20 protein-coding genes and 1 tRNA gene are annotated in these 26527 nt (G+C 72.5%); 11 read left to right on the top strand and 10 right to left on the bottom strand.

Annotation, left to right across the window (positions count from 1 at the left end):
• Positions 1-2: 2 nt before the first annotated feature.
• Positions 3-77: transfer RNA gene (locus ACQP2P_RS04200), tRNA-Gln, on the bottom strand.
• A 234-nt stretch (positions 78-311) separates the two neighbouring features.
• Here ACQP2P_RS04200 and ACQP2P_RS04195 point away from each other — a divergent pair.
• Together ACQP2P_RS04195 and ACQP2P_RS04190 are read left to right on the top strand one after the other, a co-directional pair.
• Entirely contained in the window at positions 312-1289 is a 978-nt protein-coding gene (locus ACQP2P_RS04195) for an acyl-CoA desaturase (RefSeq protein WP_433613451.1), read from the top strand.
• 77 nt (positions 1290-1366) lie between these two features.
• Positions 1367-1969 carry a TetR family transcriptional regulator gene (locus ACQP2P_RS04190; protein WP_433618962.1) on the top strand — a complete coding sequence of 201 codons (603 nt, stop codon included), beginning with the start codon at positions 1367-1369 and terminating at the stop codon, positions 1967-1969.
• Between the two features lie 92 nt (positions 1970-2061).
• On the opposite strand, the gene ACQP2P_RS04185 is transcribed toward ACQP2P_RS04190, so the two are convergent.
• Genes ACQP2P_RS04185 through ACQP2P_RS04165 form a run of 5 tightly spaced genes read right to left on the bottom strand, consistent with a single transcriptional unit; the run spans position 2062 to position 7071 of the window.
• The gene (locus tag ACQP2P_RS04185; RefSeq protein WP_433613449.1) at positions 2062-2532 is read right to left on the bottom strand and encodes a DUF4383 domain-containing protein; all 471 of its coding nucleotides are present in this window, start codon (positions 2530-2532) and stop codon (positions 2062-2064) included.
• A 20-nt stretch (positions 2533-2552) separates the two neighbouring features.
• Positions 2553-4346, bottom strand: a complete 1794-nt coding sequence (locus ACQP2P_RS04180) for an ABC-F family ATP-binding cassette domain-containing protein (RefSeq protein ID WP_433613447.1) — start codon at positions 4344-4346, stop codon at positions 2553-2555.
• 8 nt (positions 4347-4354) lie between these two features.
• On the bottom strand, positions 4355-5302 hold the full coding sequence (locus tag ACQP2P_RS04175) for a 4-(cytidine 5'-diphospho)-2-C-methyl-D-erythritol kinase (RefSeq protein ID WP_433613445.1): 948 nt from the start codon (positions 5300-5302) through the stop codon (positions 4355-4357).
• A gap of 9 nt (positions 5303-5311) precedes the next feature.
• The gene (rsmA, locus tag ACQP2P_RS04170) at positions 5312-6169 is read right to left on the bottom strand and encodes a 16S rRNA (adenine(1518)-N(6)/adenine(1519)-N(6))-dimethyltransferase RsmA (RefSeq protein ID WP_433613443.1); all 858 of its coding nucleotides are present in this window, start codon (positions 6167-6169) and stop codon (positions 5312-5314) included.
• Positions 6166-7071, bottom strand: coding sequence for a TatD family hydrolase (locus ACQP2P_RS04165; RefSeq protein WP_433613441.1), 906 nt, complete (start codon positions 7069-7071; stop codon positions 6166-6168). The genes rsmA and ACQP2P_RS04165 overlap by 4 nt, the downstream gene beginning before the upstream one ends.
• An 81-nt stretch (positions 7072-7152) precedes the next feature.
• Between ACQP2P_RS04165 and ACQP2P_RS04160 the strand changes: the two genes are divergently transcribed.
• On the top strand, positions 7153-8334 hold the full coding sequence (locus tag ACQP2P_RS04160; protein WP_433613439.1) for a hypothetical protein: 1182 nt from the start codon (positions 7153-7155) through the stop codon (positions 8332-8334).
• 26 nt (positions 8335-8360) lie between these two features.
• Here ACQP2P_RS04160 and metG read toward each other — a convergent pair whose 3' ends face one another.
• Positions 8361-10124 (bottom strand): methionine--tRNA ligase, encoded by a 1764-nt coding sequence (gene metG, locus ACQP2P_RS04155; RefSeq protein ID WP_433613437.1) that lies wholly within the window; start codon positions 10122-10124, stop codon positions 8361-8363.
• Between the two features lie 279 nt (positions 10125-10403).
• On the opposite strand from metG, the gene ACQP2P_RS04150 reads away from it, so the two are divergent.
• On the top strand, positions 10404-11252 hold the full coding sequence (locus ACQP2P_RS04150; RefSeq protein WP_433613435.1) for a hypothetical protein: 849 nt from the start codon (positions 10404-10406) through the stop codon (positions 11250-11252).
• A gap of 37 nt (positions 11253-11289) precedes the next feature.
• On the opposite strand, the gene rsmI is transcribed toward ACQP2P_RS04150, so the two are convergent.
• Complete coding sequence (gene rsmI, locus ACQP2P_RS04145; RefSeq protein WP_433613433.1) at positions 11290-12117, bottom strand: 16S rRNA (cytidine(1402)-2'-O)-methyltransferase; 828 nt, start codon at positions 12115-12117, stop codon at positions 11290-11292.
• A 38-nt stretch (positions 12118-12155) separates the two neighbouring features.
• On the opposite strand from rsmI, the gene ACQP2P_RS04140 reads away from it, so the two are divergent.
• From ACQP2P_RS04140 to ACQP2P_RS04115, 6 genes are all read left to right on the top strand, one after another.
• Positions 12156-13721: a dolichyl-phosphate-mannose--protein mannosyltransferase gene (locus ACQP2P_RS04140; RefSeq protein ID WP_433613432.1), complete on the top strand. Its 1566-nt coding sequence runs from the start codon at positions 12156-12158 to the stop codon at positions 13719-13721.
• Between the two features lie 89 nt (positions 13722-13810).
• Positions 13811-14998, top strand: coding sequence for a PP2C family protein-serine/threonine phosphatase (locus ACQP2P_RS04135; RefSeq protein ID WP_433613431.1), 1188 nt, complete (start codon positions 13811-13813; stop codon positions 14996-14998).
• A 24-nt stretch (positions 14999-15022) separates the two neighbouring features.
• Positions 15023-15514 (top strand): MarR family transcriptional regulator, encoded by a 492-nt coding sequence (locus ACQP2P_RS04130; RefSeq protein ID WP_433613429.1) that lies wholly within the window; start codon positions 15023-15025, stop codon positions 15512-15514.
• Positions 15515-16347: 833 nt separating this feature from the next.
• Entirely contained in the window at positions 16348-19110 is a 2763-nt protein-coding gene (locus tag ACQP2P_RS04125) for a LuxR C-terminal-related transcriptional regulator (RefSeq protein ID WP_433613427.1), read from the top strand.
• 57 nt (positions 19111-19167) lie between these two features.
• Positions 19168-19839, top strand: coding sequence for a PP2C family protein-serine/threonine phosphatase (locus ACQP2P_RS04120; protein ID WP_433613425.1), 672 nt, complete (start codon positions 19168-19170; stop codon positions 19837-19839).
• A 365-nt stretch (positions 19840-20204) separates the two neighbouring features.
• Entirely contained in the window at positions 20205-21083 is an 879-nt protein-coding gene (locus ACQP2P_RS04115; protein ID WP_433613423.1) for a DUF7144 family membrane protein, read from the top strand.
• A 296-nt stretch (positions 21084-21379) separates the two neighbouring features.
• Here ACQP2P_RS04115 and ACQP2P_RS04110 read toward each other — a convergent pair whose 3' ends face one another.
• Together ACQP2P_RS04110 and ACQP2P_RS04105 are read right to left on the bottom strand one after the other, a co-directional pair.
• On the bottom strand, positions 21380-23893 hold the full coding sequence (locus ACQP2P_RS04110; RefSeq protein ID WP_433613421.1) for a LuxR C-terminal-related transcriptional regulator: 2514 nt from the start codon (positions 23891-23893) through the stop codon (positions 21380-21382).
• Positions 23894-24147: 254 nt separating this feature from the next.
• Positions 24148-25011, bottom strand: a complete 864-nt coding sequence (locus tag ACQP2P_RS04105; protein WP_433618960.1) for a formylglycine-generating enzyme family protein — start codon at positions 25009-25011, stop codon at positions 24148-24150.
• A 234-nt stretch (positions 25012-25245) separates the two neighbouring features.
• On the opposite strand from ACQP2P_RS04105, the gene ACQP2P_RS04100 reads away from it, so the two are divergent.
• Positions 25246-25857, top strand: a complete 612-nt coding sequence (locus tag ACQP2P_RS04100) for a DUF7144 family membrane protein (RefSeq protein WP_433613419.1) — start codon at positions 25246-25248, stop codon at positions 25855-25857.
• Positions 25858-26527 lie beyond the last annotated feature (670 nt).

Below are 26527 nucleotides of genomic sequence, written 5' to 3'. Positions count from 1 at the left end.
GGTGGCTGGGGTGCCTGGATTCGAACCAGGACTGCGAGGCTCCAAAGGCCTGCGGGCTGCCGTTACCCCACACCCCACTGCCGCCGCCCTTGGAAGCCTAACCTGCGCGTCGATCCCTTTTGCCCCAGGGGCATCCGCCACCCCGCGAGACGAAGTTCAGTCGTTCGGGTCGGCGCCGGGGCCGACGAAGATCACAATGGAGCCACGGGTAATCACCTTGACACGAGCACCGTATGGCCAACCTACGCACCCGTAAGTTACGGTGACGTAAGCGTAGCCCCGCCTGTTACGACTCCCCTTTGAGAGGTGCCATGTCCGTATCGGTCCTTGATCCCACGTCCACCGACGGCCCCGATCGCGGGCCGAAGCCGCTCACCGAGGGCAAGCAGCACCCGGGGATCATCGTCGCGCTGTGGGCCTTCGTGATCCTGCCGTTCGTCGCGCTGGTCGCCGCCGTCCCGGCCGCCTGGGGCTGGGGCCTGACCTGGCTGGACGTCGTCCTCGGCGCGATCTTCTACATCATCGGGGGACTCGGCATCGGGACCGGTTTCCACCGGTACCTCACCCACGGCGCGTTCAAGGCCAACCGCGGCCTGCGCATCGCGCTGACGATCGCGGGCAGCACCGCGATCGAGGGCAACCCGACGCAGTGGGTGGCCGACCACCGCCGCCACCACGCGTTCTCCGACCGCGAGGGCGACCCGCACTCGCCGTGGCGCTTCGGGGAGTCCTTCGGCGGCCTGGTCAAGGGTCTGTTCTACGCCCACGTCGGCTGGCTGTTCTTCCGCGAGCTGTCCAACCGCGAGCGCTTCGCCCCCGACCTGATGGCCGACAAGGACATCCAGCGCATCGACAAGGCGTTCCCGCTCATCGTCACCCTGTCGGCGAGCCTGCCCGCGATCATCGCCGGCCTCGTCACCTGGTCGTGGCAGGGCGCGCTCTCGGCGTTCTTCTGGGCCGGCCTGATCCGCATCGGCCTGCTGCACCACGTCACCTGGTCGATCAACTCGATCTGCCACGTCTACGGCGAGCGGCCCTTCGAGACCCGCGACGGCGACAAGGCCAGCAACTTCTGGCCGCTGGCGATCCTGTCCTTCGGTGAGAGCTGGCACAACCTGCACCACGCCGACCCGACCTGCGCCCGCCACGGCGTGGACAAGGGCCAGATCGACATCAACGCGCGGCTGATCTGGATCTTCGAGAAGCTCGGCTGGGCGACCAACGTCCGCTGGCCCAAGCGCGACCGGCTCGACGCCAAGCGCGTCGCGGCTGGCACGATGAACGGGTGACCGAGCGCCCGGAGGACCTCGCGCAGCCGCGGCCGCTGCCGCCGCCGCCCGCGATCTCGACCAAGTCGCGGGTGCGGATGCCCTCCGCCCAGCGCCGTGAGCAGCTCATCGCCATCGGGCGCGCGCTGTTCGCCGAGCGGGGCTTCGACGCCACCTCCATCGAGGAGGTGGCGTCGCGGGCGAAGGTGTCCAAGCCGGTGGTGTACGAGCACTTCGGCGGCAAGGAGGGCCTCTACGCGGTCGTCGTGGACCGCGAGGTGCGCTCGCTGCTCGACCGGATCACCAACGCGCTGACCGCCGGCCACCCGCACGAGCTGCTCGAGCAGGCGGCGCTGGCGCTGCTGGACTACATCGAGTCGGAGACCGACGGCTTCCGGGTGCTGGTCCGCGAGTCCCCGGTGATGTCGCCCACCGGCAACTTCATGAGCGTGCTCAACGACGTGGCCCACCAGGCCGAGCACATCCTGGGCGCGGAGTTCAAGCGGCGCGGCTTCGACCCGAAGCTCGCCGAGCTCTACTCCCAGGCGCTCGTCGGCATGGTGGCGCTGACCGGCCGCTGGTGGCTGGAGGTGCGCAAGCCCAAGAAGGAAGTGGTGGCCGCGCACCTGGTCAACCTCGCCTGGAACGGCCTGTCCAACATGGAGGGCAAGCCGACGCTGGTCACCCGCGCGGGGAAGTGAAGAACGCGCCAGGAGTTCGCCCCGGGCGGGCGGCTCGTCATCACCGCCGCCGGTGCGAACTCCTGGCGAGCGCTCGCGCGACCGGCAGCCGGTCAGGCCAGGGTGGCGCTGTGGCGGTGCTCGTCCGTGGCCGTCGCCGCGGCCGTCGAGCCGACGCGGTCGTAGAGGCTCGCGGTGCCGATGATCCCGGCGAGGATGAAGGTGACGATCACGTTGGACATGGAGAAGGCGAACACGTTCGCCTCGGTCTGCATGAGCGCCAGCGACGCCATGCCGACCACGGTCAGCACCACGCCCGCGAGCGTGTTGATCGCGTGCGCCACGCCGCGGCCGATGATGTTCGCGCCGAGCACGATCACGCCGGCGACGATCGAGAGCAGGGCGAACGCCGGGTTCGTGCGCAGGCCCATCACCCACTCGGCCTCGTCACGGGTGAAGAAGTCCGAGCCGGACGTCTCGATGAAGCCGACCACGCCGTAGACGAGCATGTAGAGGCCCGCCACCGCTGCGAGCAGCCGGTAGAGCGGCCGGAGGTGGTGGTTGACCGGGAAGTGTGAGGCCATGTGCCAATCCTAAGATGACCTCACCCGGCGATCTCGGCCAGGGCGAGCCATTGCTCCTCGATATCGGCTTTTTCCTGCTGTACGGCCCGAAGCTGAGCGTCCAGCTCGGTGATCTTCGTGTAGTCGGTGGCGTGCTCGGCGAGCTGGGCGTGCAGCTGCGCCTCCTTCTGGCTCAGCTTGTCCATGCTGCGCTCGAGCTTCGCCAGCTCCTTCTTCGCCGCCTTCTGGTCCTTCTCGCTCGCCCTGAGGTCGGGCGCCCGCTCGGTGACGACCGGCTGGGGCTTGGCCGCCCCGAAGCCCGAGGATTCCGACACGTGCGCCAGGTACTCCTCGACGCCGCCCGGCAGGTGCCGCAGCCGCCCGTCGCCGTGCATGCCGTAGACCACGTCGGCGACGCGCTCGACCAGGTACCGGTCGTGGCTGGCCACGATGAGCGTGCCCGGCCAGGTGTCGAGCAGGTCCTCGAGCGCGGCCAGGGTGTCGATGTCCAGGTCGTTCGTCGGCTCGTCCAGCAGCAGCACGTTGGGCTCGGTGGCCAGCAGGCGCAGCAGCTGCAGGCGGCGCCGCTCGCCGCCGGAGAGGTCGCCGACCGGGGTCCAGACCCGGGCCCCGGTGAAGCCGAAGACCTCGGCCAGCTGGGCGGCGGACAGCTCCCGGTCGCCGAGCTTGACCCGCTTGGCCACCTCCTCGACCGCCTCCAGCAGCCGCAGGTCGTTGGGCAGCTCGCGCAGCTCCTGCGACAGGAACGCCGGGCGGACCGTGGTGCCGCGCAGGACGCGGCCGCCGTCGGGCTCGCGGACGCCCGCGAGCACACGCAGCAGCGTGGTCTTGCCCGCGCCGTTGGCCCCGAGCACGGCGATGCGGTCGCCGGGCCCGACGATCCAGTCGGTGGGATCGAGCAGGGTCCGCTCCCCCGCCCGCAGCGTGACGCCGTCGAGCTCGTAGACCTGCTTGCCCAGCCGGGTCACGGCGAGGCGCTGCAGCGAGACGGTGTCGCGGGCGGGCGGGACGTCGGCGATGAGCGCGTTGGCCGCGTCGATGCGGAACTTGGGCTTGCTGGTGCGGGCCGGCGGGCCGCGGCGCAGCCAGGCGATCTCCTTGCGCAGCAGGTTCTGCCGGCGGGCCTCGGTCTCGGCCGCCACCCGCACCCGCTCGGCCCGGGCCAGGGTCCAGGCCGCGTAGCCGCCCTCGTAGGCGCGCACGGTCGCGTCCGCGACCTCCCACGTGGTCGTGCACACCGCGTCGAGGAACCAGCGGTCGTGGGTGACGACGATGAGCGCGCCGCGGCGCTGCAGCAGGTGCCGGGCCAGCCAGGCGATGCCGGCCACGTCGAGGTGGTTGGTGGGCTCGTCGAGGATGAGCAGGTCGGCCGGGCGCACCAGCAGCGCGGCGAGCGCGACGCGGCGCCGCTCGCCGCCGGACATCGGGCCGACGGGCGCGTCCAGGCCCAGGTGCGGCATGCCGAGCCCGTTCAGCACCGTCCGCACGCCCGCGTCGCCCGCCCACTCGTGCTCGGCGGCGAACCCGGCCAGCAGCCAGGCCGTGCCGACGATGACGTCCCGGACGGTGGCCTGCGGCGGCAGGTCGAGGGTCTGCGGCAGCGCGGCGACGCGCAGGTCGCGGCGGTGGGTGACCCGGCCCTCGTCGGGCTCCTCGGCCTTGGTGAGCATCCGCAGCAGCGTCGTCTTGCCGGCGCCGTTGAGCCCGACGATGCCGATCCGGTCGCTGTCGTCGATGCCGAGGGACACCTCGTCGAAGATGCGCCCGGCCGGGTAGGTCTTGGAGACCTTGTCGAGACTGACGATGTTGGCCATCTACGCCCTCACAGCACTCGGGCGCCCGGGACGGGGCCGACGGCGGTCTTCACGGCCCGGCAGCACTGCCGGGACTCCAGCTCGGCGGCGAGCAGCGCGGCGTGGCGGGCGTCCTCGGCCAGGAACACACAGGTCGGGCCGGAGCCGGAGACCAGGCCGGCCAGGGCGCCCGCGTCCAGCCCGGCGTCGAGGACGGCGCGCAGCTCGGGGCGCAGGTGCAGCGCGGCGGCCTGCAGGTCGTTGGCGAGCCGGTCGGCGAGCACCTCGGGGTCGCGCTGGCGCAGCGCCGCGAGCAGGTCGTCCGGCGCCGCGGCGGTGCAGTCGCCGCCGAGCTGGTCGAACGTGCGGTACACCACCGGCGTCGACAGCCCCTCGTCGGCCACGGCGAGCACCCAGTGCCACGCGTGGCCGCCGGTGAGCACGGGGCTCACGAGCTCGCCCCGCCCGGTGCCCAGCGCGGTGCCGCCGAGCACCAGGAACGGGATGTCCGAGCCCAGCGTGGCGGCGATGGCGGCCAGGTCGTCGCGGGACATCCCGGTGCCCCACAGGTGGTCGCAGGCCACGAGCGCGGCGGCGGCGTCGGCGCTGCCGCCGGCCAGCCCGGCCGCGATCGGGATCTGCTTCTTCAGGTGCAGCCGCGCGTGGGCGTCGTGCCCGGTCTCGGCGGCCAGCGCCCGCACCGCGCGCATGACGAGGTTGTCCTCGCCCAGCGACAGCTCGCCGGCGCCCTCGCCCTCCATGGTGAGCGTGAGCGTGTCGCCGCGGCGGGCCGTGAGCTCGTCGTAGAGGCCGATCGCGTGGTAGACGGTGGTCAGCTCGTGGAAGCCGTCCGGGCGCACCGGCCCGACGTGCAGGTGGAGGTTGATCTTCGCGGGCACGCGGACCCGGACCGGTCCGTGCGCGGCCAGGCGCGGCCGGTCGAACTCCTCGTCCTCGGAGAAGAGCGGCTCGGTCACTGCTGCACCCTACCCGGGCGCGTCGCCGGGGCCGCGATGGCTCGCGATCCGGGTGAAGTCGTCCACCGTGAGCTGCTCGCCGCGCAGCCCCGGGTCGACCCCGGCCGCCCGCAGGATGCGCTCGGCCTCCGGCGCGCCCCCGGCCCAGCCGGCCAGGGCGGCCCGCAGCGTCTTGCGGCGCTGGGCGAAGGCGGCGTCGATGACCGCGAAGGTCGCCGCGCGATCAGAGCCGACCCGGCCGGCCCCGTCGTGCACCTCGAAGCCGACCAGCCCGGACTCGACGTTCGGCACGGGCCAGAAGACGGCGGCGGGCACCTTGCCGGCCTGGCGCGCGGTCGCATACCAGGCCAGCTTCACGCTCGGCACGCCGTAGACCCGCGATCCCGGCCCGGCGGTGAGCCGGTCGGCGACCTCCTTCTGCACCATCACCAGGCCACGCCGCAGGGAGGGCACGGTCGCCAGCAGGTGCAGCACGACCGGGACGGCGACGTTGTACGGCAGGTTCGCCACCAGCGCCGTCGGCTTCACCGCGGACAGGTCGGCCCGCAGCGCGTCCCCGGCGATCACGGTGAGCCGCTCGGCCCGCTCCGGCGCGAACTGCCGCACCGTCTCGGGCAGCGCCGCGGCCAGCGGCGGGTCGATCTCGACGGCGCAGACCGCGTTACCGTGCTCCAGCAGCGCCAGGGTCAGCGAGCCCAGCCCCGGCCCGACCTCCAGCACCAGGTCGTCGGGGGCGAGATCGGCGGCGCGCACGATCCGGCGCACGGTGTTGGGGTCGTGCACGAAGTTCTGCCCGAGCTGCTTCGTGGGGCGGATGCCGAGCCGGTCCGCCAGCTGCCGCACGTCGGCGGGGCCGAGGAGGGTCACGTCCAGCTGCCGAAGGCTCGTTCGCCGTTGGCCGAGATCGCGGCGCACAGGGCGTCCAGGTCGTGCCCGGTGACCTCGGCCAGGGCCCGCACCGTCAGCGGGATCAGGTAGGACGCGTTGGGCCGGCCGCGGAAGGGGGCCGGGGTGAGAAACGGCGCGTCGGTCTCGACCAGGATCGCCTCCAGCGGGGTGATGGCCGCCGCCCGGCGCAGGTGGGCGGCGTTGCCGAAGGTCACCGTGCCCGCGAAGCTGAGCAGGAAGCCGCGCGCGAGGCACGCCCGGGCGAAGTCCTCGTCGCCGGAGAAGCAGTGCATGACCACCTGGTCCGGCGCGCCCTCCTCGTCGATGACGGCCAGGATGTCGTCGTGCGCGTCGCGGTCGTGGATGACCAGCGCCTTGCCGTGGCGCTTGGCGATGGCGATGTGCGCGCGGAAGCTCTCGTGCTGGGCCTTGCGCCCCTCGTCGCCGGTGCGGAAGTAGTCCAGCCCGGTCTCGCCGATGCCCCGCACCCGCGGGTGGGCGGCGAGGCGCTCGATCTCGCGCAGCGCCTCGTCGAGGTCGGCCAGCCGGGGCGCGTCGTTGGGGTGCAGCGCCACGGTGGCGAGCACCGCCGGGTGGCGCTGTGCCGCCTCGACGCCCCACCGCGACGACTCGACGTCGACGCCGACCTGCACCAGCCGGTCCACGCCGGCGGCGGCCGCGCGCGCGATCGCGTCCTCGATCGTGGCCGGCCCGCCGGCCGTGTCCCCGTCGAGGTCCCCGCCGAGGTCCCCGCCGAGGTCCCCGCCGAGGTTTTGGTCGAGCGTGATGTCGATGTGGGTGTGGCTGTCGAGCACCCTGACCGGCAGCGGCTCGGGCGCGGGCGGGAAGGCGCCCTGGCGGCTGTGTTTTCTCGCACTCATCGGGGTCAAGCATGCCACCCTCGATTTGCCGTTCACTCGCCGTTCACCGAGCCACAATCACCCGGCCCTAGCGTCGGGCCGGTGACGGTAATCGGACACGCGGAAGGGTCCGCGACCCACAGCGTGACGATCGACGGGGTCAGCTACCCGGCCGAGGAGATCGCCCAGGGCGCGGCCTACGAGGCGTATGCGACCCACCCGGCCCCCGGGTTCCTGCCCAATCCGCGGCCGGGCGCGCAGTGGCCGTACCGCCGCTTCGTGCACGCCACGGAGGTGACCTCCGCCCTCGACGGGCTGGAGGACGAGCCGCTGCTGATGCCGGTCACCCGCGCGCTGGACTGGGCCACGATCCACCGCCTGAGCCAGACCCCCGCCGCCGCGTCCGCGCTCGCCCCGATCCGCCGCACCGCGGTCGTCCGGCGGGGCACCCGGATGATCAAGTTCCTTGCCGGCCGGCAGCTGCAGGGGTACCTCAAGGGCTGGCCGATCAGCGGCTTCTGCTACCGCGCCTTCGACGTCGCCCACCTGCGGACCCCCGAGGACCTGAGCATCCTGTCCGGCGACAACACCGGCGGCGTGGTCTTCGCGGTGCGCTGGCGGGCCGTGGACGCCCACGACTACGACGTGCCGATGGCGAGCAACTACGGCGGCCTGGTGACCATGCCCCCGCACGACCGTCTCGGCCCGCCCGTGATCGGCACCGGCTTCGCCCCGAGCGGCAAGCACATCGTCCCCGAGTTCGTCACCGCCGACCTGGCCGAGCTGCCGGTGCCGGCGAACACGTCGCTGGTCGCCTACACGGGCGACGGCACCGAGGTCACGCTCTACACCTACCTGCCGGAGCAGCGCGCCTGGAGCCGGATGCACGGGCCGCAGTGGCGCCACCTGCTGCCGGACTCCTCCGACCAGGAGTACTTCCCGGTCACCCCGCCGATGACCCGCTACGTGGGCTCCCACCGCGACAACCTGTTCGAGGCGATCGTCGACCCGCCCGGGGAGTTCCGCGTGGCGGCCAAGACCCGCGCGGCCCGCTACCCGCTGGAGACCCTGGCCCGCCGGGTGCCCCGCGCCACCTGGCGCGACGCCCGCTGCACGGTGATCCGCCAGGAGGGCGACTGGCTGCGGCTGCGCCTGTCCCGCCCCGACGGCGACCAGGTCGCCCGCCTGGGCGCCCACTGCGTCGAGCGAGGCCTGTACGAGGCGTGGGCGCCGGTCGGCGAGGTGACCGACGCCCACGAGAGCGACCACTGGTACCAGTTGTAGGCTCGGCGCCCGCTTCGCGTTGCCGCCTAGCTCTGCAGGCGGGCGAGCTCCTCCTCCACGATGGACTCGTCCAGCTTCTTGAAGACCGGGGTCGGGGCCTCGAGCTTCGTCCCGGCCTGGATCGCGACCGGCTCCCACTTGGCGCCGACGGTGTAGTCGCCCATCAGCACCGGGTAGGTGCCGCCGTTGTCGAGGTCCTCGACCTCGCGGATCTCCGGCATCGGCGCGTGGACCCCGGTGCCGCCGAGCAGCTCGTGGATGCGCTGGGCCGCGTGCGGCAGGAACGGCGTGAGCAGCGTGTTGCAGTCGCGCACGGCCTGCAGCGCCACGTGCAGGACGGTGCCCATGCGGGCCTTGTCCTCCTTGAGCTTCCACGGGGCCTGGTCGGAGAAGTACTTGTTGACCTCGCCGACGATCCGCATCGCCTCGGTGATGGCCGCCTTCTGCCGGTGCTTGCCCAGCAGCTGCCCGACCGACTCGAAGCCGGCCCGGACCGCGGCCAGCAGGGCGTCGTCCTGCGCGGTGCGCTCGCCCGCGGCCGGGATCTCGCCGAAGTTCTTGGCGGCCATCGAGATCGAGCGGTTGACCAGGTTGCCCCAGCCGGCCACGAGCTCGTCGTTGTTGCGCCGGCGGAACTCCGACCAGGTGAAGTCGGTGTCGTTGGACTCGGGGCCGGCCACGGCGATGAAGTACCGCAGGGCGTCGGCGTCGTAGCGCTCGAGGAAGTCCCGCACGTAGATGACCACGCGGCGGGACGAGGAGAACTTCCTGCCCTCCATCGTGAGGTACTCCGAGGAGACCACCTCGGTGGGCAGGTTCAGCGCGCCCAGGGACTGCGGCTTCGGCCCGGAGTAGCCCAGCAGGATCGAGGGCCAGATCACCGAGTGGAAGACGATGTTGTCCTTGCCCATGAAGTAGTAGCCCTGGGCCTGCGGGTCCTGCCACCACTGCCGCCAGGCCTCGGGGTCGCCGCTGCGGCGGGCCCACTCGACCGAGGCCGACAGGTAGCCGATCACCGCGTCGAACCACACGTAGATGCGCTTGTCGGCGCGGTCGCGCCACGCCTCCAGCGGGATCGGCACGCCCCACTCCAGGTCGCGGGTGATCGCCCGCGGCTGGAGGTCGTCGATGAGGTTCCGGGAGAACTTCAGCACGTTGGGCCGCCAGCCGTCGCGGGTGTCGAGCCAGGCGTTGAGCTGGTCGGCGAAGGCGGGCAGGTCGAGGAAGAAGTGCTCGGTCTCGACGAACTCCGGGGTCTCCCCGTTGATCTTCGAGCGCGGGTTGATCAGCTGGTCGGGGTCGAGCTGGTTGCCGCAGTTGTCGCACTGGTCGCCGCGGGCGCTGTCGTAGCCGCAGATCGGGCAGGTTCCCTCGATGTACCGGTCGGGCAGCGTGCGCCCGGTCGACGGGGAGATCGCGCCGAGCGTGGTCTTGGCGATGATGTACCCGTTGTCGTAGAGCCCCGTGAACAGCTCCTGCACGACCTGGTAGTGGTTGCCGGTGGTGGTGCGGGTGAACAGGTCGTAGGACAGCCCGAGGCCGTGCAGGTCCTCGACGATCACGCGGTTGTAGCGGTCCACCAGCTCGCGCGGGGTCACGCCCTCGGCGTCGGCCTGCACCTGGATCGGCGTGCCGTGCTCGTCGGTGCCGGAGACCATCAGCACGTCGTGGCCGGCCATCCGCATGTAGCGGCTGAAGACGTCGGAGGGCACCCCGAATCCGGACACGTGACCGATGTGGCGCGGGCCGTTGGCATAAGGCCAGGCGACCGCGGCGAGAACACGACTCATGACCTGCAAGCGTAGTGACCCGTCGTGGTGTTCCGCGAACAGGATAGTTGTGTTCCGGAACCGGATAAGTTCGCCCGACACGCGCCCCACGTCCGAAACGTCGGCTATCACCCGTTGTCCAATGAAAACGTGAGCGAAGAGGCAGTTCGGCGCGCAGGGCCAGGGAACACCGCCGGAACCCGGGGATGGCGGGGTGAGGCCGCGGGGATTCCGCCGGTCCGGGTCCTGGTGCCGGCCGCCGCGCAGCCCGCGTCCGGGCCCGGGGAGCGCGGCGCCGCCGTGCCCCCGCCACCCGCCGGGGAGACCGCCGCCGAGCACTTCCCGCTGTGGCCGACGACGACCACGCTGGCACTGCACGACAGCTCGCCGGCGCACGCCGAGGCGCCCGCGAGCGAGGCCGACGCGACCGGGGCACATGCGACCGAGGCACTTTCGACCGGGGCACATGCGACGGGGGCACATTCGACCGGGGCGTACGCGACCGCGGCCGACGAGCTCGCGGCGCACGAGGCCGGGCGGGCCGCCGCCGCCGACCACCTCGCCGGGCGGGCCGAGGCGTGGCCGCCGCCGGCGATGCGGGTCATGCGCCAGCCCCGCGACGATCGCCGCAGCGCGCCCCAGCGCCGCGCCCGCCAGCGCCGGGTCCGGCCCGCACGCGGCCCGGTCGCCGGGCTCACCGCGATGCTCGTCGTCGCCCTACTCACCGGGTTCTTCGCCTGGACCAGCGCCGAGCCGTTCTGGCTGGACATGGGGCACCGGGTGCGGGGCACCGCCGAGATCACCTCGTGCAAGGGCACCGGGGTGCTGCGCCGATGCATGGCCGAATTCACCCGTCCGGGCGCGGAGGCGGTCGACGGCACCCGGCTGATGGGCCTCGACCAGCCGACCGGCTCGTCGGTGGCCGCGGTGATGGTGCCGGGCGGGCGGGTCGCGTACGCCGGCAACCCATCGGGCCTGCGGGTGCGCTGGGCCACCGGGTTCGGGCTCGTGCTGCTGTGCGCGCTCCTGCTGGCCTGGCTGACCGGGGCCTGGCGCTTCGCCCGCCTGCGCGACCGGCTCACGGCCTGGGCCCTGACCGTGACGGCCCCGCTGGTGCTCGCCGCCGCGATCGTGGTCGCCGCCTACTGAGTCGCCACCTACGGAGTCGCCGCCTACGGAGAGGCCCCTACTTGTGTGCGATGACCGCCGCGTAGACCTCGCGCTTGGCCAGGCCGTGCCGCTTGGCCACGTCCAGGGTCGCCTCCTTGCGGTCGGCCCCCGCGGCCACCAGCGCGGCCACCTCGGCGGCCAGGGCCTCGTCGGAGGGGCGCCCGGCCGCGACCGGGGGCGCGCCCGCGACCACGAGCGTGATCTCGCCCCGGGCCGTCTCGGCGTCCACGGCCAGTTCGGCCAGGGTGCCGCGGCGGATCTCCTCGTACGTCTTCGTCAGCTCCCGGCACAGCGCCGCCGGGCGGTCGTCACCGAAGGCCTGCGCGAGGTCGGCCAGCGTGGCGGCGACGCGGTGCGGGGACTCGAAGAAGACCAGGGTTCTCGGCTCGGCGGCCAGCGTCGCGAAGTACGACCGCCGCTCTGCCTGCTTGCGGGGCGGGAACCCCTCGAAGCAGAAGCGGTCGCACGGCAGTCCCGACACGGCGAGCGCGGTCACGACGGCGCTCGGGCCGGGGGCGGCGGTGACCGGCACGCCGAGCGCCACGGCGGCGCGCACCAGCCGGAAGCCGGGGTCGGAGACGCTCGGCATGCCCCCGTCGGTGACCACGGCGACGGTGCGCCCGGCGGCGAGGTCCTCGGCGAGATCCGGGGTGCGCCGCTCCTCGTTGCCCTCGAAGTAGCTCACCAGCCGGCCGGTGATCTCGACGCCGAGGTGCTGCGCGAGCCGCCCCAGCCGGCGGGTGTCCTCGGCCGCGACGACATCGGCGGTCGCGAGTGTTTCACGCAGGCGGGGGGACGCGTCCTCGGGATTTCCCAGCGGCGCTCCGAGCAGAATCAACGGCACATGTGCGATGGTGGCATCCCGACCCCTACGATCGCCCAATGACCTCGGGTGTGCTGACCCAGACAAGCGAGCCGGAGAGCCCCGCCCCCGCGCCGGAGCCCACGGTGCGCGTGCCCGACATCGTCCGCCGCCGGCTGGCCCGGGCGCCGAAGGGCGGCCTGAACTTCTGGCTCGTCGCGGCATTGATCACCGGCATCGGCCTCGTACTGCGCCTGGTCAACCTCGCGCATCCGAAGGACGTCATCTTCGACGAGGTCTACTACGCCAACGAGGCGCAGGACCTGCTGCAGCGCGGGGTCGAGTGGAACCCCGAGGACAACACCCCGCAGTACGTCGTGCACCCGCCCATCGGCAAGTGGATGATCGGGATCGGCGAGCAGCTCTTCGGCTACAACTCCTTCGGCTGGCGCATCTGCGCCGTCACGGTCGGCGCCATCTCGATCCTGCTGATCATCATCGCCGCCTACAAGCTGTTCCGGTCCACGATCCTCGCGGGCGCCCCCGGCCTGCTCATGTCCCTCGACGGCATGCACTTCGTGCTCTCGCGGGTGGCTCTGCTCGACGTGTTCCTGATGTTCTGGGTCGTCGTCGCGTTCTTCTTCCTGGTCCTCGACCGCGAGCAACGCCGGGCCCGCTGGCTGCGCCTGCTCGAGGGCGGGTTCGACGCGAGCAGGCCGGGCCTGCGCGCACGACTCGGCTTCCCCTGGTACCGCCTGCTGTGCGCGATCTCCCTGGGCCTGGCCTGCGGCGTCAAGTGGAGCGGCATCTACTACGTCGCGATCTTCGCCGTGGCCATCTGGTTGTTCGACCTCAGCGCCCGCCGCAGCGCCGGCGTCAAGCACTGGATCCTCGACACCTTCCTCAGCACCGCCTCGATCTGGTTCTTCGCGATCTTCGTCATCGCCCTGGTCGTCTACATCAACTGCTGGTGGGGCTGGTTCCTCTCCGACGGCGGGTACTTCCGGCACTGGTACGCCGAGAGCAACGGCCTGCCGCACGACCGGTTCATCGACCCGCTGGTGAACCTGTGGCACTACCACTCCGAGGCGTACGCGTTCCACACCGGGCTGAGCACCAAGCACCAGTACCAGTCGTGGCCGTGGCAGTGGCTCCTGCTGGGCCGCCCGGTGGCCTTCTACTGGGACCAGTCCGGCCCCTGCGGCGCGCCCAGCTGCGCCTCCGAGATCCTGCTGCTCGGCACCCCGCTGCTGTGGTGGTCGTTCCTGCCCGCGCTCGTCGCGCTCGGCTGGCTCGCGATCGCCCGCCGCGACGGCCGCGCCTGGCTGATCATGGCGGGCGCGCTGACCGGCATCCTGCCCTGGTTCAACGAGATGCCCGAGCACCGCACGATGTTCTACTTCTACTGCCTGCCGGCCGAGCCGTTCCTGGTGCTGGCCGTGGTCTACGTGCTCGGCGCGATTCTCGGCCCGGCCCGGAAGGTGCGGCCCAACAGCGACCAGCGACTCATCGGCTCGATCATCGTCGGCGCCTACATGCTGCTCGTGGCCGCCTGCTTCGCCTATTTCTACCCGATCTACGCGGGAATGGACATTTCGTATACGGAGTGGTTCTCCAGAATGTGGCTGGGCTCTCGCTGGGTGTAGATCCCTTCCGGGGAGTGGGTACATGAGAGCCGGAAAACCTGCCTTATATTATTTGCCGCACGGCAAGCAAAGGCTGGCGAAAGGCTCGAATGTCCGGCGTTGGCTCCATCGACAAAGCACTGCGCATCACTCCACCCGACCGCCTGGTGGAGACGCTCGACGCGTACCTGAGCGCGACCCACGGCACCAAAAGCAGCACGGTCTGGCTGGCCGACTATCGCACGACGACGCTGTCACCGAGCGGGACCGAGCCCGACGAGGCCCTTGGCGAGCAGCTCGCGTCGGCGATGCGGGCGTTCGCGAGCCAGACCCCGGTGGTGGAGGCGCGCGAAGGGCAGTCCCTCGCGCGGCTGCACCTGCCGGTGAGCGCCTGGGGCGAGCGGGTGGGCGTGCTCAGCGTCGGGCTGGACGCCGACCGGGTGCCGGCCGAACGGCCGGGGCTGGAGGAGCTCGCGGAGAGCTTCGCGGTGGCGCTGGCGGCGGCCTACCGGCGCACCGACCGCTACCACCTGGACCGGCGGCGCAGCGGCCGGCTGACCATGGCCGCGGAGATGCAGTGGGACCTGCTGCCGGCCCGCGCCTACGAGCAGCCGGGCGTGAAGTTCGCCGGGCAGCTGGAGCCGGCCTACACGGTCGGCGGCGACCACTTCGACTGGTCGATCAACGGCGACTGGCTCACCGTGACCGCGCTCGACGGCATGGGCAGCGGCCTGGACGCGGCCCTGCTCACCACGCTCGCGGTCAACGCGATGCGCAACGCCCGCCGCTCGATCCCGGCGGGGCAGTCCCGCCCCGGTGACCTGAGCGACCAGGCGGTGCTCGCGGCGGATGCGGTCTTCTCGCAGTACGGCGGAGCGCGGCACCTGGCCACCCTCCTGCTCGCGCTGAACGTCGCCACCGGCGAGCTGCGCATGATCGACGCCGGCTCGCCACGCATGATCCTGGTCCGCAACGGGCAGGTGAGCGACATGGCCCTCGACGCCCAGCTCCCGCTGGGGATGTTCGGCGACACCCGCTACGTCGAGGAACGCACCACATTGAACCCTGGAGATCGACTTTTCGTAGTCAGTGACGGGGTGCATGAAGCCACCCGGCCGAACGAGCCGACGTTCGGTGAGCGTGAGTTGAGCCGTGCCATACGATCGACCCGGTTGCAGCCACCGGCCGAGGCGATCAGCAGCGTCATGCGGAGCCTTCGTGAATATCACGCGGGCGCCGAGTTTGCCGACGACGCCCTGATCATCTGCCTGGACTGGTCGCCCCGAGCTGACCCGTGACCGCCGCGACACCCGGAGGACAACGTGCGGAGCCGACCCTCACCGCACCCGACGAGCCACGATGACCTCGCCCGCGCGGCGGCTCTGGCGGATGCCACGAGCCAGGCGCTGGTCCTGGCCACGAGCGCGGCCAACGACAACTCCGGCGTGTCCGCCGCCCAGCTGCGCGTGCTCGGCGTCATCGACCAGGCCGGGTCCGTCAATCTGACCCAGCTCGCCATGGCCCTGCACACCGCGCCGTCCTCGGCCAGCCGCCTGTGCGACCGCCTGGAGGCCGCCGACCTCCTGCGCCGCACCGCCGACGAGCGCGACCGGCGCGAGGTGTGGCTCGTGCTCACCCCGACGGCGCACCGGCTGCTGGACCGTCTCGGCCGGCAGCGCCAGGAGACGATCGCGGCGGTGCTGCGGCGCATGTCTCCGGACGACCGCGCGGCCCTGCTGCAGGGCCTCTCGGCATTCGCGCAGGCGTCGGGCATCCCGGTGGCCGAGGACGACGCCGCCGCCCAGGCGAGCTGACCGCCGCTTCGCGCTGACGGCCACTTCGCGCCGACCGCCTCGTGCTGACCGCCGCTTCGCGAAAGGCGCGCGGAAATGTCCGACCTTTTCGATACGGATCTGATCGGACATTCTCAACGTATGCCACGAACACGCTCGCGGCCAATCGGTGATTGGCATTTGTCACCGGCCCGCCCCGGCGTCCGAATCGCCCGTTGTGCACGGCCTTACCGGATGCAATTTGCAAGTTGGCACGGGATTGAGTAAAACGATCTCAATCTCAGAGCAATATCACTGATGACACGATTGTAATTTGGAGCAAAACCTACGGCCGTAGGTCTGGCTCATGAGCAGACGCGCCGGCTCAGACCGGGAAGCTGGGGCCGCAACACGCCGAGATAGTCCGTAATGGCCCGAACTCCATCGCGTTAGGGCGCCATTCGCCTGCGTTTTCACGCACGGTCGGCACGGCGCTACCCAAACGTGAGAAGTCGCGAGTCACGCTCGGTAGCGCGAGCGCGGCCGACAGCAAGGAACCCCGTCGAAAAAATTGGACAAAGGCCCACCATCCGGCGGCGCAGTCGCGCACGCGCCGTTCGCTGCACAGTGGCAATCAATCGATAAACATCTATCAATCACTCCGGCCACACGGAGAAGCGAGGGACCCTCCGCGGCTTCATGCATCGACTTGCATCGATGAAACACTCCACGAAACGGGGTCCGGGTTCTATCGTGTTCGACGTCGAACATGGCCGATATGGAACGGGAAGGTGCCAGTCCGAGCACGTCGTAGACCCGCCTCTTGGGGAGTGACGGTGCATACCAGCCATCACGGCGAAACCACGCTTGGCAGATTGGCGCACAACGACGCCGCCGAGCGGTTCCTCGGCTCGGCGAGCTGGGCCGGGCCCGCGCGGCCCCTGGAGGTGCGGCCGGTGCCGGTCGAGCTCGTGCCCGACCGGGAAGTGCCGGGCCTGCCCGCGGTGCACCTGGAGCGCCGGCGGCTGCTCGACCAGCTCGACGCGGCGGTGGAGCAGCCGGTCACCCTGGTCTGCGCGCCGACGGGCTGGGGCAAGACGGTGCTCGCCGCGTCGTGGGTCCGCGCCGGACGCCCGCCCGGGCGCATCGCCTACGTGCGGTTCGAGCCGAACTGCGGCGCCGGGGCCTGGCGCGAGCTCACCGCCGCCCTGAACGCCGCGGGCATCGCGCTGGACCCCGCCACTTATGCGTGGAGCAGCGGACGGCTCCCCGAGCGCCCCGTGGTGGTCCTCGACGACCTGCACAACGTCACCAACCGCACGGTGCTGCGCCGGATCGAGCGGCTGATGACCCGTCTCGGCGAGCGCATCGGCTTCCTGCTGCTCGCTCGCAGCGAGCCGCCGCTGTCGCTGTACCGCTGGCGCGTGCGCAGCCAGCTCACCGAGCTGCGCGCCGACCACCTCGCCTTCGCCCAGGCCGAGATCGCCGGGCTGGCGGAGCGGCTCGGCGTGCGGCTCGCCCGGCAGTTCCAGCACGCGCTGTGGCACGTGACCGAGGGCTGGCCGGCCGCCGTCGCGGTGGCGCTCTCGGCGATGGTCGGGCGCCACGAGCCCGAACGGGTCGTCACCGACCTGGTCGCGGGCGAGGCCGGGCCGAACGAGCAGGTGGGGCTGACCGAGTACGTGCAGCGGGAGATCCTGGCCCACCTCGACCCCGACGTGCACGAGGTCATGCTGCGCACCTCGATCGTGGAGACGGTCTGCCCGGGCCTCGTCGAGGCGCTGGCCGGCAGCCGCAACGGCACCCGCCAGCTGGCCCAGGCGAGCCGGGCCGACGCGCTGGCCACCTTCTACGGTGGCTCGCACTCGTGGTACCGCTACCGCCGCCTGGTGCGCGCGGTCCTGCGCGCCGAGGTGCGCACCACCCTCGCCGCCGAGGAGCGCGGCCTGCACCGGGCGGCGGCCGGCTGGTACGCCGCGAACGGGCTGCCCGGCGACGCCGTGGTGCACGCCGTCCTCGGTGCCGACTGGGTCAGCGCCGAGCGATTATTTCTGCAGTACTGGCCGGAGCTCTGCGGGTCGGGGTCGCGCGCGATGGCGTTGCGGACCGGCCCGCGGCCTCCCCACGACATCGCCGAACGCCCGATGCTCGCCTTCGCGCTGGCGATCTGCTGCCGCGACACCGGCGACGCGGCAGCCATGTCGGCCTTCATCCGGCTCGGTGAGCGGGCGCTGGGCGAGGCACCGAGCCCGCTGGACGCCGAGATCCTGGCGGCCATGCGCATGGCCGAGGCGATCGCGGCCGACGACCTGGACCGCTTCGCGGACGCGGCCCAGCGGCTGCTGCGGCGCGTCGAGGAGGCCGCCGGCGAGCATCTCTACGCCGACGCGGCCGACGGGGCCCGCGCGGGCGCGCACCTCACGCTCGCCGGCGCCGGGATCGCCCGCGACGCGGTGCAGGACGCCGACGCGGCCCTGGAGCTGGGCAACGCGCTGGCCCGCAAGTCCGGCTTCCCCCTGCTCGTCGTGCAGGCGAACCGGCTGCAGGCCCTGGTGCACCTGCGGCGGGGCCGGCTCTCGGCGGCCGCCGCGTGCGCGCGCCGGGTGCTCGACGCCAGCCGGGACGCGGGCATCGCGGAGTCTCGCAACATCAGCGACGCCCGGCTGGTGCTGGCCAGCGTCTGCCGGGTCCGCGGCCGGCTCGACGAGGCGCGCTTCCACCTCGACGAGAGCATCACCGCGGAGGCGCCGCCCGACCCGCACGGCTGGCTCAGCGGCATCCTGAGCCTGGCCCTGCTGCTGTTCGACTCCGGGGACCCGGCCGGCGCGCAGGAGGCGCTGGAGCCGCTGCTGGGCGACCGGATCGGCGCCCTGCCACCGGCCGCCGAGCTCACCGCCCGCATCCTGCACGCCGACCTGTGCCTGGCCGAGGGGCAGCCGGAGAAGGCCCGCGCGGTGCTCGACGAGCTCGACCGGCACCGGCCCGGAGCCGCCGCCGTGGCGCTCGCCCGCGCCCGGGTGGCCCTCGCCGCCGACCGGCCGCAGACGGCGCGGCAAACGCTGGAGGAACTGCTCGCCGCGCCGGTGACCTCGCTGGTGGCGGCGGTGACGGCGAGCGTCATGCTGGCCCAGGCCCGCCACCGCCTCGGCGACGTCGCCGGCGCGACCGAGCAGATCGAGCGGGCGCTGCGGCTGGCCGCGCCCGAGGGCATCCGGGCACCGTTCGCCGGGCACGGCTCGTGGATCGCCGCGCTGCTCGAGGGGTCGGTGATGGCCGGCCGGGCCGACCATGAGGAGATCGGCCATGAGGCGGACGAGCGGGCGGCGGAGCATCAGGACGCCCGTCCTGGGCAGGCCGATCACGTGGAAGCCGGGCGCGAGGAGGCGAGCCGGGAGCAGGACGAGGCCGTCGCCCACGTGTTCGACGTGGCCGCCGAGCAGATCATCGACCCGCTGACCGAGCGGGAGACGCTGGTCCTGCAGTACCTGCGCAGCATGCTCTCCATCGCCGAGATCGCCACGGTGCTGAGCGTCTCGACCAACACCGTCAAGACCCATGTCCGGCACGTGTACCGCAAGCTGGGCGTGAGCCGCCGCCGCGACGCCGTGCGACGGGCGCGCGCGCTGAGCATCATCTAGGCCCTCACCCGCCGCAGGCGAGTCGGCCGGGGCCCGGCCGGGGCCACGATATCGGGCATGAACGGTTTACGGGAGCAGGTCAACGGGGTGCGGGTGGGCGTGCGGTACGCCGTCGCGAGGCACTCCGGGCCCGTCGGCGGGGACTGGTACCTCAGCACGCCCCTGCCCGGCGGAGACGTCATGCTCGCGGTCGGCGACGTGATGGGCCACGGCCGGCCCGCCGCCGCCACCATGCTGCGCCTGCGAGCCGCGATGACCCGGCTGGCGCTGGCCGGCGACGAACCGGGCGCGATCCTGGCCGCCCTCAACCGCATGCTCTGCCGCCGCCCGTCGACCGTGCTGGCCACCGCCGTGTGCGGCCGCTTCCACCCCGCCGACCACTCGCTGACCTGGGCCCGGGCCGGGCACCTGCCGATCCTGCGGGCCACCACGGCCGGGGTGAGCGCGCTGGCCCAGCCGTTCGGCATGGTGCTCGGCGTCGACCCGGCCGCGCCCTACTCCACCGCGTGCGTGGTGCTCGACCCCGGCGACCTGCTGCTGATGTTCACCGACGGTGTCGTCGAGCGCCGCGACCGCGCGATCGACCAGGGCGTGCAGGGGCTCGCCGACGAGGTGGGGGTGGCCGTGCGCGGCTCCGCACCCGGCGAACGGCTGCGCACCGCGCTGGACTGCGCGCCCCGCGGCAATCCCGACGACGACGCCTGCCTGCTGGCCGCCGAACCGGTGTAGAGCCGCCATCCGGCCGTTCACCCATCGAGGGTGATCCGCATTCACCCGGGCCGCTCGAATCATGTTCTCAGGCACGACACGTTGCCGGCTTGCGGCAGGCGCCGAAGTCCGGGAACGGGAAGGCCGGGGGATCTGCCCACGTCCGCGGGCGGGATCAACCGGCGGCCCGGGACCGGCGTGGAGGGGTCTGCGCCGGTGTCCGGTCCCGCGGGCGGCGGGACCGGGCACCACGGGTCGGGCCTGTTCCGGGGGGAACAAGTTCACGGGGGATATAGGGCCGTGCTGGTCCTCGGTTCGCGAGAACTGGGGATCGGCACGGCCTCATCGTTGTATGCCGTCATGTGAGAACGAGGAGAAAACGGCGGATGCGGGTCAAGGAATTTCGGGCGTTCGGGACGTCCATGCTCACGCTGGTGGGCGCGCTCAACGTCGCGCAGGGACTGCTGGTGGGATTCGCCGGCGACAAGGTCGGATTCGACCGCAACGATGTGGCGTTCACCAGCGCGGGCACCTGGGCCGCGGCCACGGTGACGCTGGGCGTGATGCTCGCGGGGGCCGGAATCGCGCTGCGGGCCCGGCGCCCCAGCGCGAAGGCGGTGGCCGCGAGCGTGGTGGCTTTGCACGCGATCTCGCAGCTGGCCATGCTGAGCGCCTACCCGGCGTGGTCGCTGCTCATGGTCACGCTGGACGTGATCATCCTGTTCATCCTGACGGTCCCGCGCGGCAGCGTCGTGGCCGCGGCGGAGGAGCCCGTCCAGCCCGCGCGCCCGGCACCCACGGCGAAGCTGACCCTGCGGCGCAACAGCCGCTCGGACGCGTACCGCGGCCGTCACAAGGCCGGTCGACCGCCGGTGCGGCACAGCGTCTCCCGCGACGACATCATCACCATCGACCTCCTGCCGCCCGAGGTGGTCGCGGCCCCGTCGGTGCCGGCGCAGCCGGCCGCCTTCGGCCACCAGGACGACACCGTGGTCGTCAAGGCGCTGGTGGGGGCGCCGGTGAGCGCGGCGCTGCACGAGGAGACCATCGAGGCCGAGCTCGTCGGGGACACCCCGACGGTCTGGGTGCGCGCCGTGGGCCAGGCGACCGTGCCGCCGGCCGACGCGGCCATGCCGGTCCAGCGCGCCTCGCTCGAGTCGCTCGACCCGCTCATCGACCCGCTGCCACTGGTCCTGGCCGAGGAGGAGGCGATCGCGGCCGAGGAGCTCGCGGCCATCGGCGCTCGGCCGTACGTGAACCGCTGAGACTGTCCACTCCCCGCCGGAAGCGGCGGCGGTCCTCCCCAGGGGGCCGCCGCCGCTTCGCTGTGTGCCCAGCCCCCTCGACGGCACGCGGTCGTGCGACCACCACTCGCCGGGCGGCAGCCGCCGCACGGCGAGCGGACGCAGCCGCCGCGCGGTGGTCCTCGGCGGTGCGGCAACACCGCGGCCTCGGCCCGTGTCCTGCCGGCGCGTAAGCCCCGCCGCGGCTGCGCACCGGCGGGAACGCAAAAAGGAGCGCGGCCCCGGGATCGGGTCCGCGCTCCTAGCGACGGCGGGCGCTACAGCAGGTTGAGTTCACGAGCGCGCTCGATCACCTCCCGCCGGCGGCCGACGCCGAGCTTGCGATAGATGTTCTTCATGTGCGTCTTCACCGTGTTGACGGAGACGTACAGCATCGAGGCGATCTCCCCCGCCGACAGCGTGCCCTGCAGGTACCGCAGCACGGCCAGCTCCCGCTCGGTCAGCGGCTCCGCCAGCTCCCCCGCCGCGGCCGGGGCGCGCCCGAACCCGGTGAGCTCCTGCGCGATCTCCTCGGCCAGCCCGCGGTAGCCGCTGCCGGCCGGGAGGTACGTCACCAGCAGCTCCCGCACCGGCTGCCCCCCGGCCACGAACGGCCAGCGGATCGCCTCGTCGTCGGCGTGGCGCAGGGCCTGTTCGAGCGCCCGGCCGGCCTTGGAGCGGTCGCCGAGCGCGCGCAGGGCGCGGGCGCTGGTGAGGTTCGCGTCGACCGTCCACACCAGCGAGCCCGTCGTGTGCTCGAGGTAGGGCTGCACCGCCCCGAGCGCCGCGGCCGGCCGGCGCTCGGCCAGGTGGGCCTTGGCGCGCACCACGCCGAGCCAGGGCGCCAGCATCTCGACCGGCTCCAGGGTCAGCAGCCGCTTGGCCGCCTCGGTGTCGCCCGCCGCGAGCCGCAGCTCGGCCTCGGCCAGCGTGACGCAGTGCTGCATCCTCGGCGTGTACCGCCAGTCGGCCAGCTGCCGCCGGATCGCGGCCAGCTCCGTGCACGCGGCGCGCGCATCCCCCGTCGCGGCGCGGATGTGGGCACGGGTCATGGTCGCGACCGCCACGAGCGCCGGGTCGGCGAGGCCGCCGTCGAGGGCGCGGTCGAGGTAGTGCCCGGCCGCCTGGACGCGGGCCTGCAGGTAGCAGACCTCGGCCACGGTGAGCTGGGCCCACACCACGTCGCTGCCCTGGGTGCGCCCCTCGCGGTCGGCCAGCGCCAGCGTCTCCTTGCCGTAGCGCAGGGCCGCGATGAGCCGGCCCCGGGCCGCGTTGAGCTGCGCGAGCTGGCGCAGCGCGGCCAGCTGGGACTGGACGCTGCCGCACCGGCGGGCCAGGTGCAGCGACTCCTGCAGCGCGTGCTCGGCGGCGGCGAGGTCGCCCTGGATGAGCCGGGCCCCGCCGACCGCGACGAGGGCCAGCGCCCGCATGCGGGCCTTGTCCTGATCGTCGAGGCCGGTGTCGTCGCGCAGCAGCAGCGGTGCCGTCGCCAGGACCAGATCGGGCTTCTGGCTCTGATGGGCCTCGGCCATGCGGAAGCTGTCGACGATCGGGCGCAGCTCCGCCCGCGCGGAGTCGACCAGCGCGTGCTGCGAGCGGTCGACCAGGTGCAGGAACGTCTCCGTGCCCTGCGGATCGCTCGCGTCGAGCCGCTCGGCCGCGAAGGCCAGGGCCAGCTTCGGATCGTTGCGCACCTCCTGCGGCGGCGGCGGCACCAGCTCCTTGATGGTGCGCAGCCGGGCGCCCGGCACCAGCTCCTGCCAGCTCGCGGCGAGCAGGTCCGAGGCCTGGCTCCAGTTGCGCGCGGCCAGGGCGTGACGCAGGGCGTCCGCGGGCTGGTCGTGCGCGGCGAACCAGTCGGCGGCGCGCCGGTGCAGCTGGCGCACCTGCTCGGGCCGGCGGTGGCGCAGCTCGTCGTAGAGCATCAGGCCGAAGAGCGGGTGGCAGCGGTACATCCCGGTGTTCCCGCCGCCCTGCACCACGAAGAGGTTCGAGTGCTCGAGCTGGGCCAGGATGCGCGCGCCGTCCACCCGGCCGGTGAGCGCCTCCACGAGCTCGGCGCTGACCTGGTCGAGCACCGAGGTGCACAGCACGACCTCGCGGACGTCCTCCGGCAGCGTGTCGAAGACCTCGCCGACGAGGTACTCCCCCAGCGCCCGATCCTGCAGGGCGAACCGCGGCATCAGGCTGTCCGGCTCGGGGTGACCCTGCACCGCGAGCGCGGCGAGGCGCAGGCCGGCCGCCCACCCTCGCATCACCGCGTGCAGCTCGACGAGGGCCGACTCGGCCAGCCTCACGCCGTGCGCGTGCAGCATCTGCGCGGTCTCGTCCAGGGTGAAGCCCAGCGGACCCGTGCGCAGCTCGCTCAGGGCGCCGCGGATCCGGAAGCGGTACAGCGTGAGCGCCGGATCGGTCCGGCAGGCGATCACGAGACGCAGGCGGTCACCCGCCTGGGAAAGCAGCGTCTCGAGCTCACCCCACACGCGGGGCACCGACAGCTCCTGCAGGTCGTCGAGGACCAGCACCACCGGCGGCCCGGCCCGGCGCAGCAGGGCGACCAGCGACTCCAGTGCCTCACCCGGGCCGTCGGCCGCGGTTGCCTCGCCCGGCTCCTCGCCGGTCGCCTGGGTGACGGCACCGAGCACGTGTTCCCAAAAGCGTGGGCCGTGGTGCGCCTCCACCGTCAGCCACGCCAGCGGCCAGGGTGCTCGCCCGGCCGCCACCCACTCGGCCAGCAGAGTGGTCTTGCCCCACCCCGCCGGAGCACAGATCAATGTCAAAGGCCCCGCCACGGCGCGATCCAGAGCGTCCAGCAGACGCGGTCGCGGCACGTGATAGCGGGGCGGCTCGGGCACTGCGAAGTGCAGTGCGGGACGGGTGATGGTGTCTACGAGCGTTTTCTGCCCCAACGTATTTCGCCCCCTCCCACCCACCGCAGCACGGCGGATGACCACGGGATTGTGAGGCGACAAAAGGTGATGTCGCCTCACCCGTAGGGGGTGAACAAGCACGGTGCGTGATCAACTGGGGTGCGCGGGCCGCCTGGTCACGCGCTGCCGGGGGCCTGTCTCCGAACGCATCGGAAGCCGACATGACAGCTACCGTTGTCGATGGGTTCGGGTTGGCGGGCGGCGGGCCGGAAGCGGTGGTCGTACCCCGTCGAGCAGAGGTAGGAGCCACCCTTCACCACCCGGCTGCTGAACACGGTAGCCGCCGGTGGCACGTCCACGCGCGGGTTCTGCGGCATCTCACCCTCGGCCTCGCCGAAGCGGGCGTTGCCCGAGCGGTAGTAGTCCGACGTCCACTCCCACACGTTGCCGACGACGTCGAAGAGGCCGTACCCGTTGGCCGCGAACGCCCCGACCGGGCTCGTGCCGTGGCCGTCGTCGCTGCGGTCCAGCCAGGGGAAGATGCCCTGCCAGATGTTGGCGCGGCCCGGCTCCGGGTCGTCGCCCCACGGGTAGGGCGCGCCTTCGAGCCCGCCCCGGGCCGCGAACTCCCACTCCGCCTCGGTGGGCAGCTCCTTGCCGGCCCAGCGCGCGTACTCGGCGGCGTCCTCGTAGGCGACGTGCACGACGGGGTGGGCCGAGCGCTTGCGGATGTCCGTGCCCGGGCCGAAGGGGTGCCGCCAGCACGCGCCCGGCCGCAGCTCCCACCAGACCCGCCAGTCGCGCAGCGGCACGGGGCCGGGCGGCTGGACGAACACCATCGAGCCCGGCGGACCCTGCCCGGCATCGCGCTCGGCGAGCGTCACATAGCCGGTCTCCTGCACGAACAGAGCGAACTCGGCGTTCGTCACCGGATGCGAGTCGATCCAGAAACCATCGACGGCGACCTTGCGAACGGGCGCCTCTTCCGGATAGAAGCCCTCGGCACCCATGGCGAAGGTGCCACCGGGGATCCAGGCCATCTCCACGAGCGCATTGTGCGAACGGCCGGGGGTGACTGGTCCTCACCCACCCGGGGTGAGGACCGGCGCCGGAGACCTTCATGCCCGCGGGGTGATGCCCGCTCATCCGGGCAAGCCGAACGATCGCTTCCAAAAGCACCGTTGATCGAGGGAGGTCGCCACACGAGATTCGCCGGATTCGGCCGCGGCGCCTCCTCTCTTGTCCGCCGCGGCCCATCCCGGAAGGAGAACGACATGGCTGACACCGGTACCTCGCGCAGTCCCGCGCAGAGCTCCGCCTGGTTCGGCTGGATCATGTTCGCCGGCGTCCTGCTCGCCGTGATCGGCGTCCTGAACATCCTCGAGGGCCTCGTCGCACTGCTGCGGCGGCAGGTCGCCTTCATCGACGGCGACAGCCTGGTGGTGGTGGACCTGAGCGGCCTGGGCATCGTGATGGTCGTCTTCGGCGCGCTGCTGGTGCTGTGCGGTGCCGGGCTGCTCCTGCGCAACCGCGTGGCCCGGATGACGGCGATCGTCGTCGTCGCGCTGCACGCGCTGTCGCAGATCGGCTGGCTCGGGGCGTACCCGGTCTGGTCCCTGCTCATGATCACGCTGGACGTGATCGTGCTGTACGCGCTGACCGTGCACTGGGTGCCGCCAGAGATCACGGCCCCGGCCCCGGCCGGCGGCGTGCACCGGGCCGATCACCAGCCGCGGGAAACCGACTTCCCGCTCAACCAGCCCCGCCCCACCACCACCCACGCCCACGAGGCCGACTCGCCCGTGTCCGACCGCAACGCCGCCGCACCCCACCGTGCCGAGGACACCACCGAGGCGCCCACCTCGGGCCCGGGCACAGCGCACTGAGCGACCCCGCGACAGATACGAGAAGCCCGGCGACGCGAGTCGCCGGGCTTCTTCGTGTGGTGTCAGTGCCGGTGCCCGGCTGGGGGATGGCGGTGGCGCTCCAGGGCGACGATGGGGCGGCGGAGCCGATCCCTGCGGCCGGTGTGGATGCGGTAGCGCGCGACTACGGCTTTGAGGAGCAGGCCTCCGGTGTCGACCAAGCAGATGCCGTTTCCGGCCCCGGGTGCGTTTGCCCGCCTCCCAGCCGATCTGCTCACCACCTTCGTGGCTGTGCGCGGTCTGGGAGTCCAGGACGGCCGCGGACGGCTGCGGATCCCGGCCTTCAGCGGTGCGCACCTGGGTCCCGCAGCCGATCGTGGACCCGGTCCCAGGGGGTGTCGATGACCAGCCCGCGCGGATACCGCAACGGCCGGCCGCCACGGCGCGGATCCCGCACCGGCAACCAACGGTGCGATGACCGCCCACTCCGAATCGGTCGGCGACGACGCATGCACCGGTTGACAGACACAACGAGGAAAGAAAAAAGGACGGCGCGGGCCTGGGAGCGCGCCGTCCTCGTTCATGCAGTGACCTGCGATGGGTGGGCGGCCTCCTCCGGATCAGCCGCCCACCCATCGACTCCCGCCGCCCTCGCTGAAGGCCGGCCGGTGCTCAGGACGCGGGCCGTGTT

The organism is Dactylosporangium sp. CA-139114 (assembly GCF_050955725.1).
In the GTDB taxonomy this organism is placed as follows: domain Bacteria; phylum Actinomycetota; class Actinomycetes; order Mycobacteriales; family Micromonosporaceae; genus Dactylosporangium.
The sequence above is the reverse complement of the archived record's forward strand: the minus strand, read 5'-3'. Positions and strand labels throughout refer to the sequence as shown.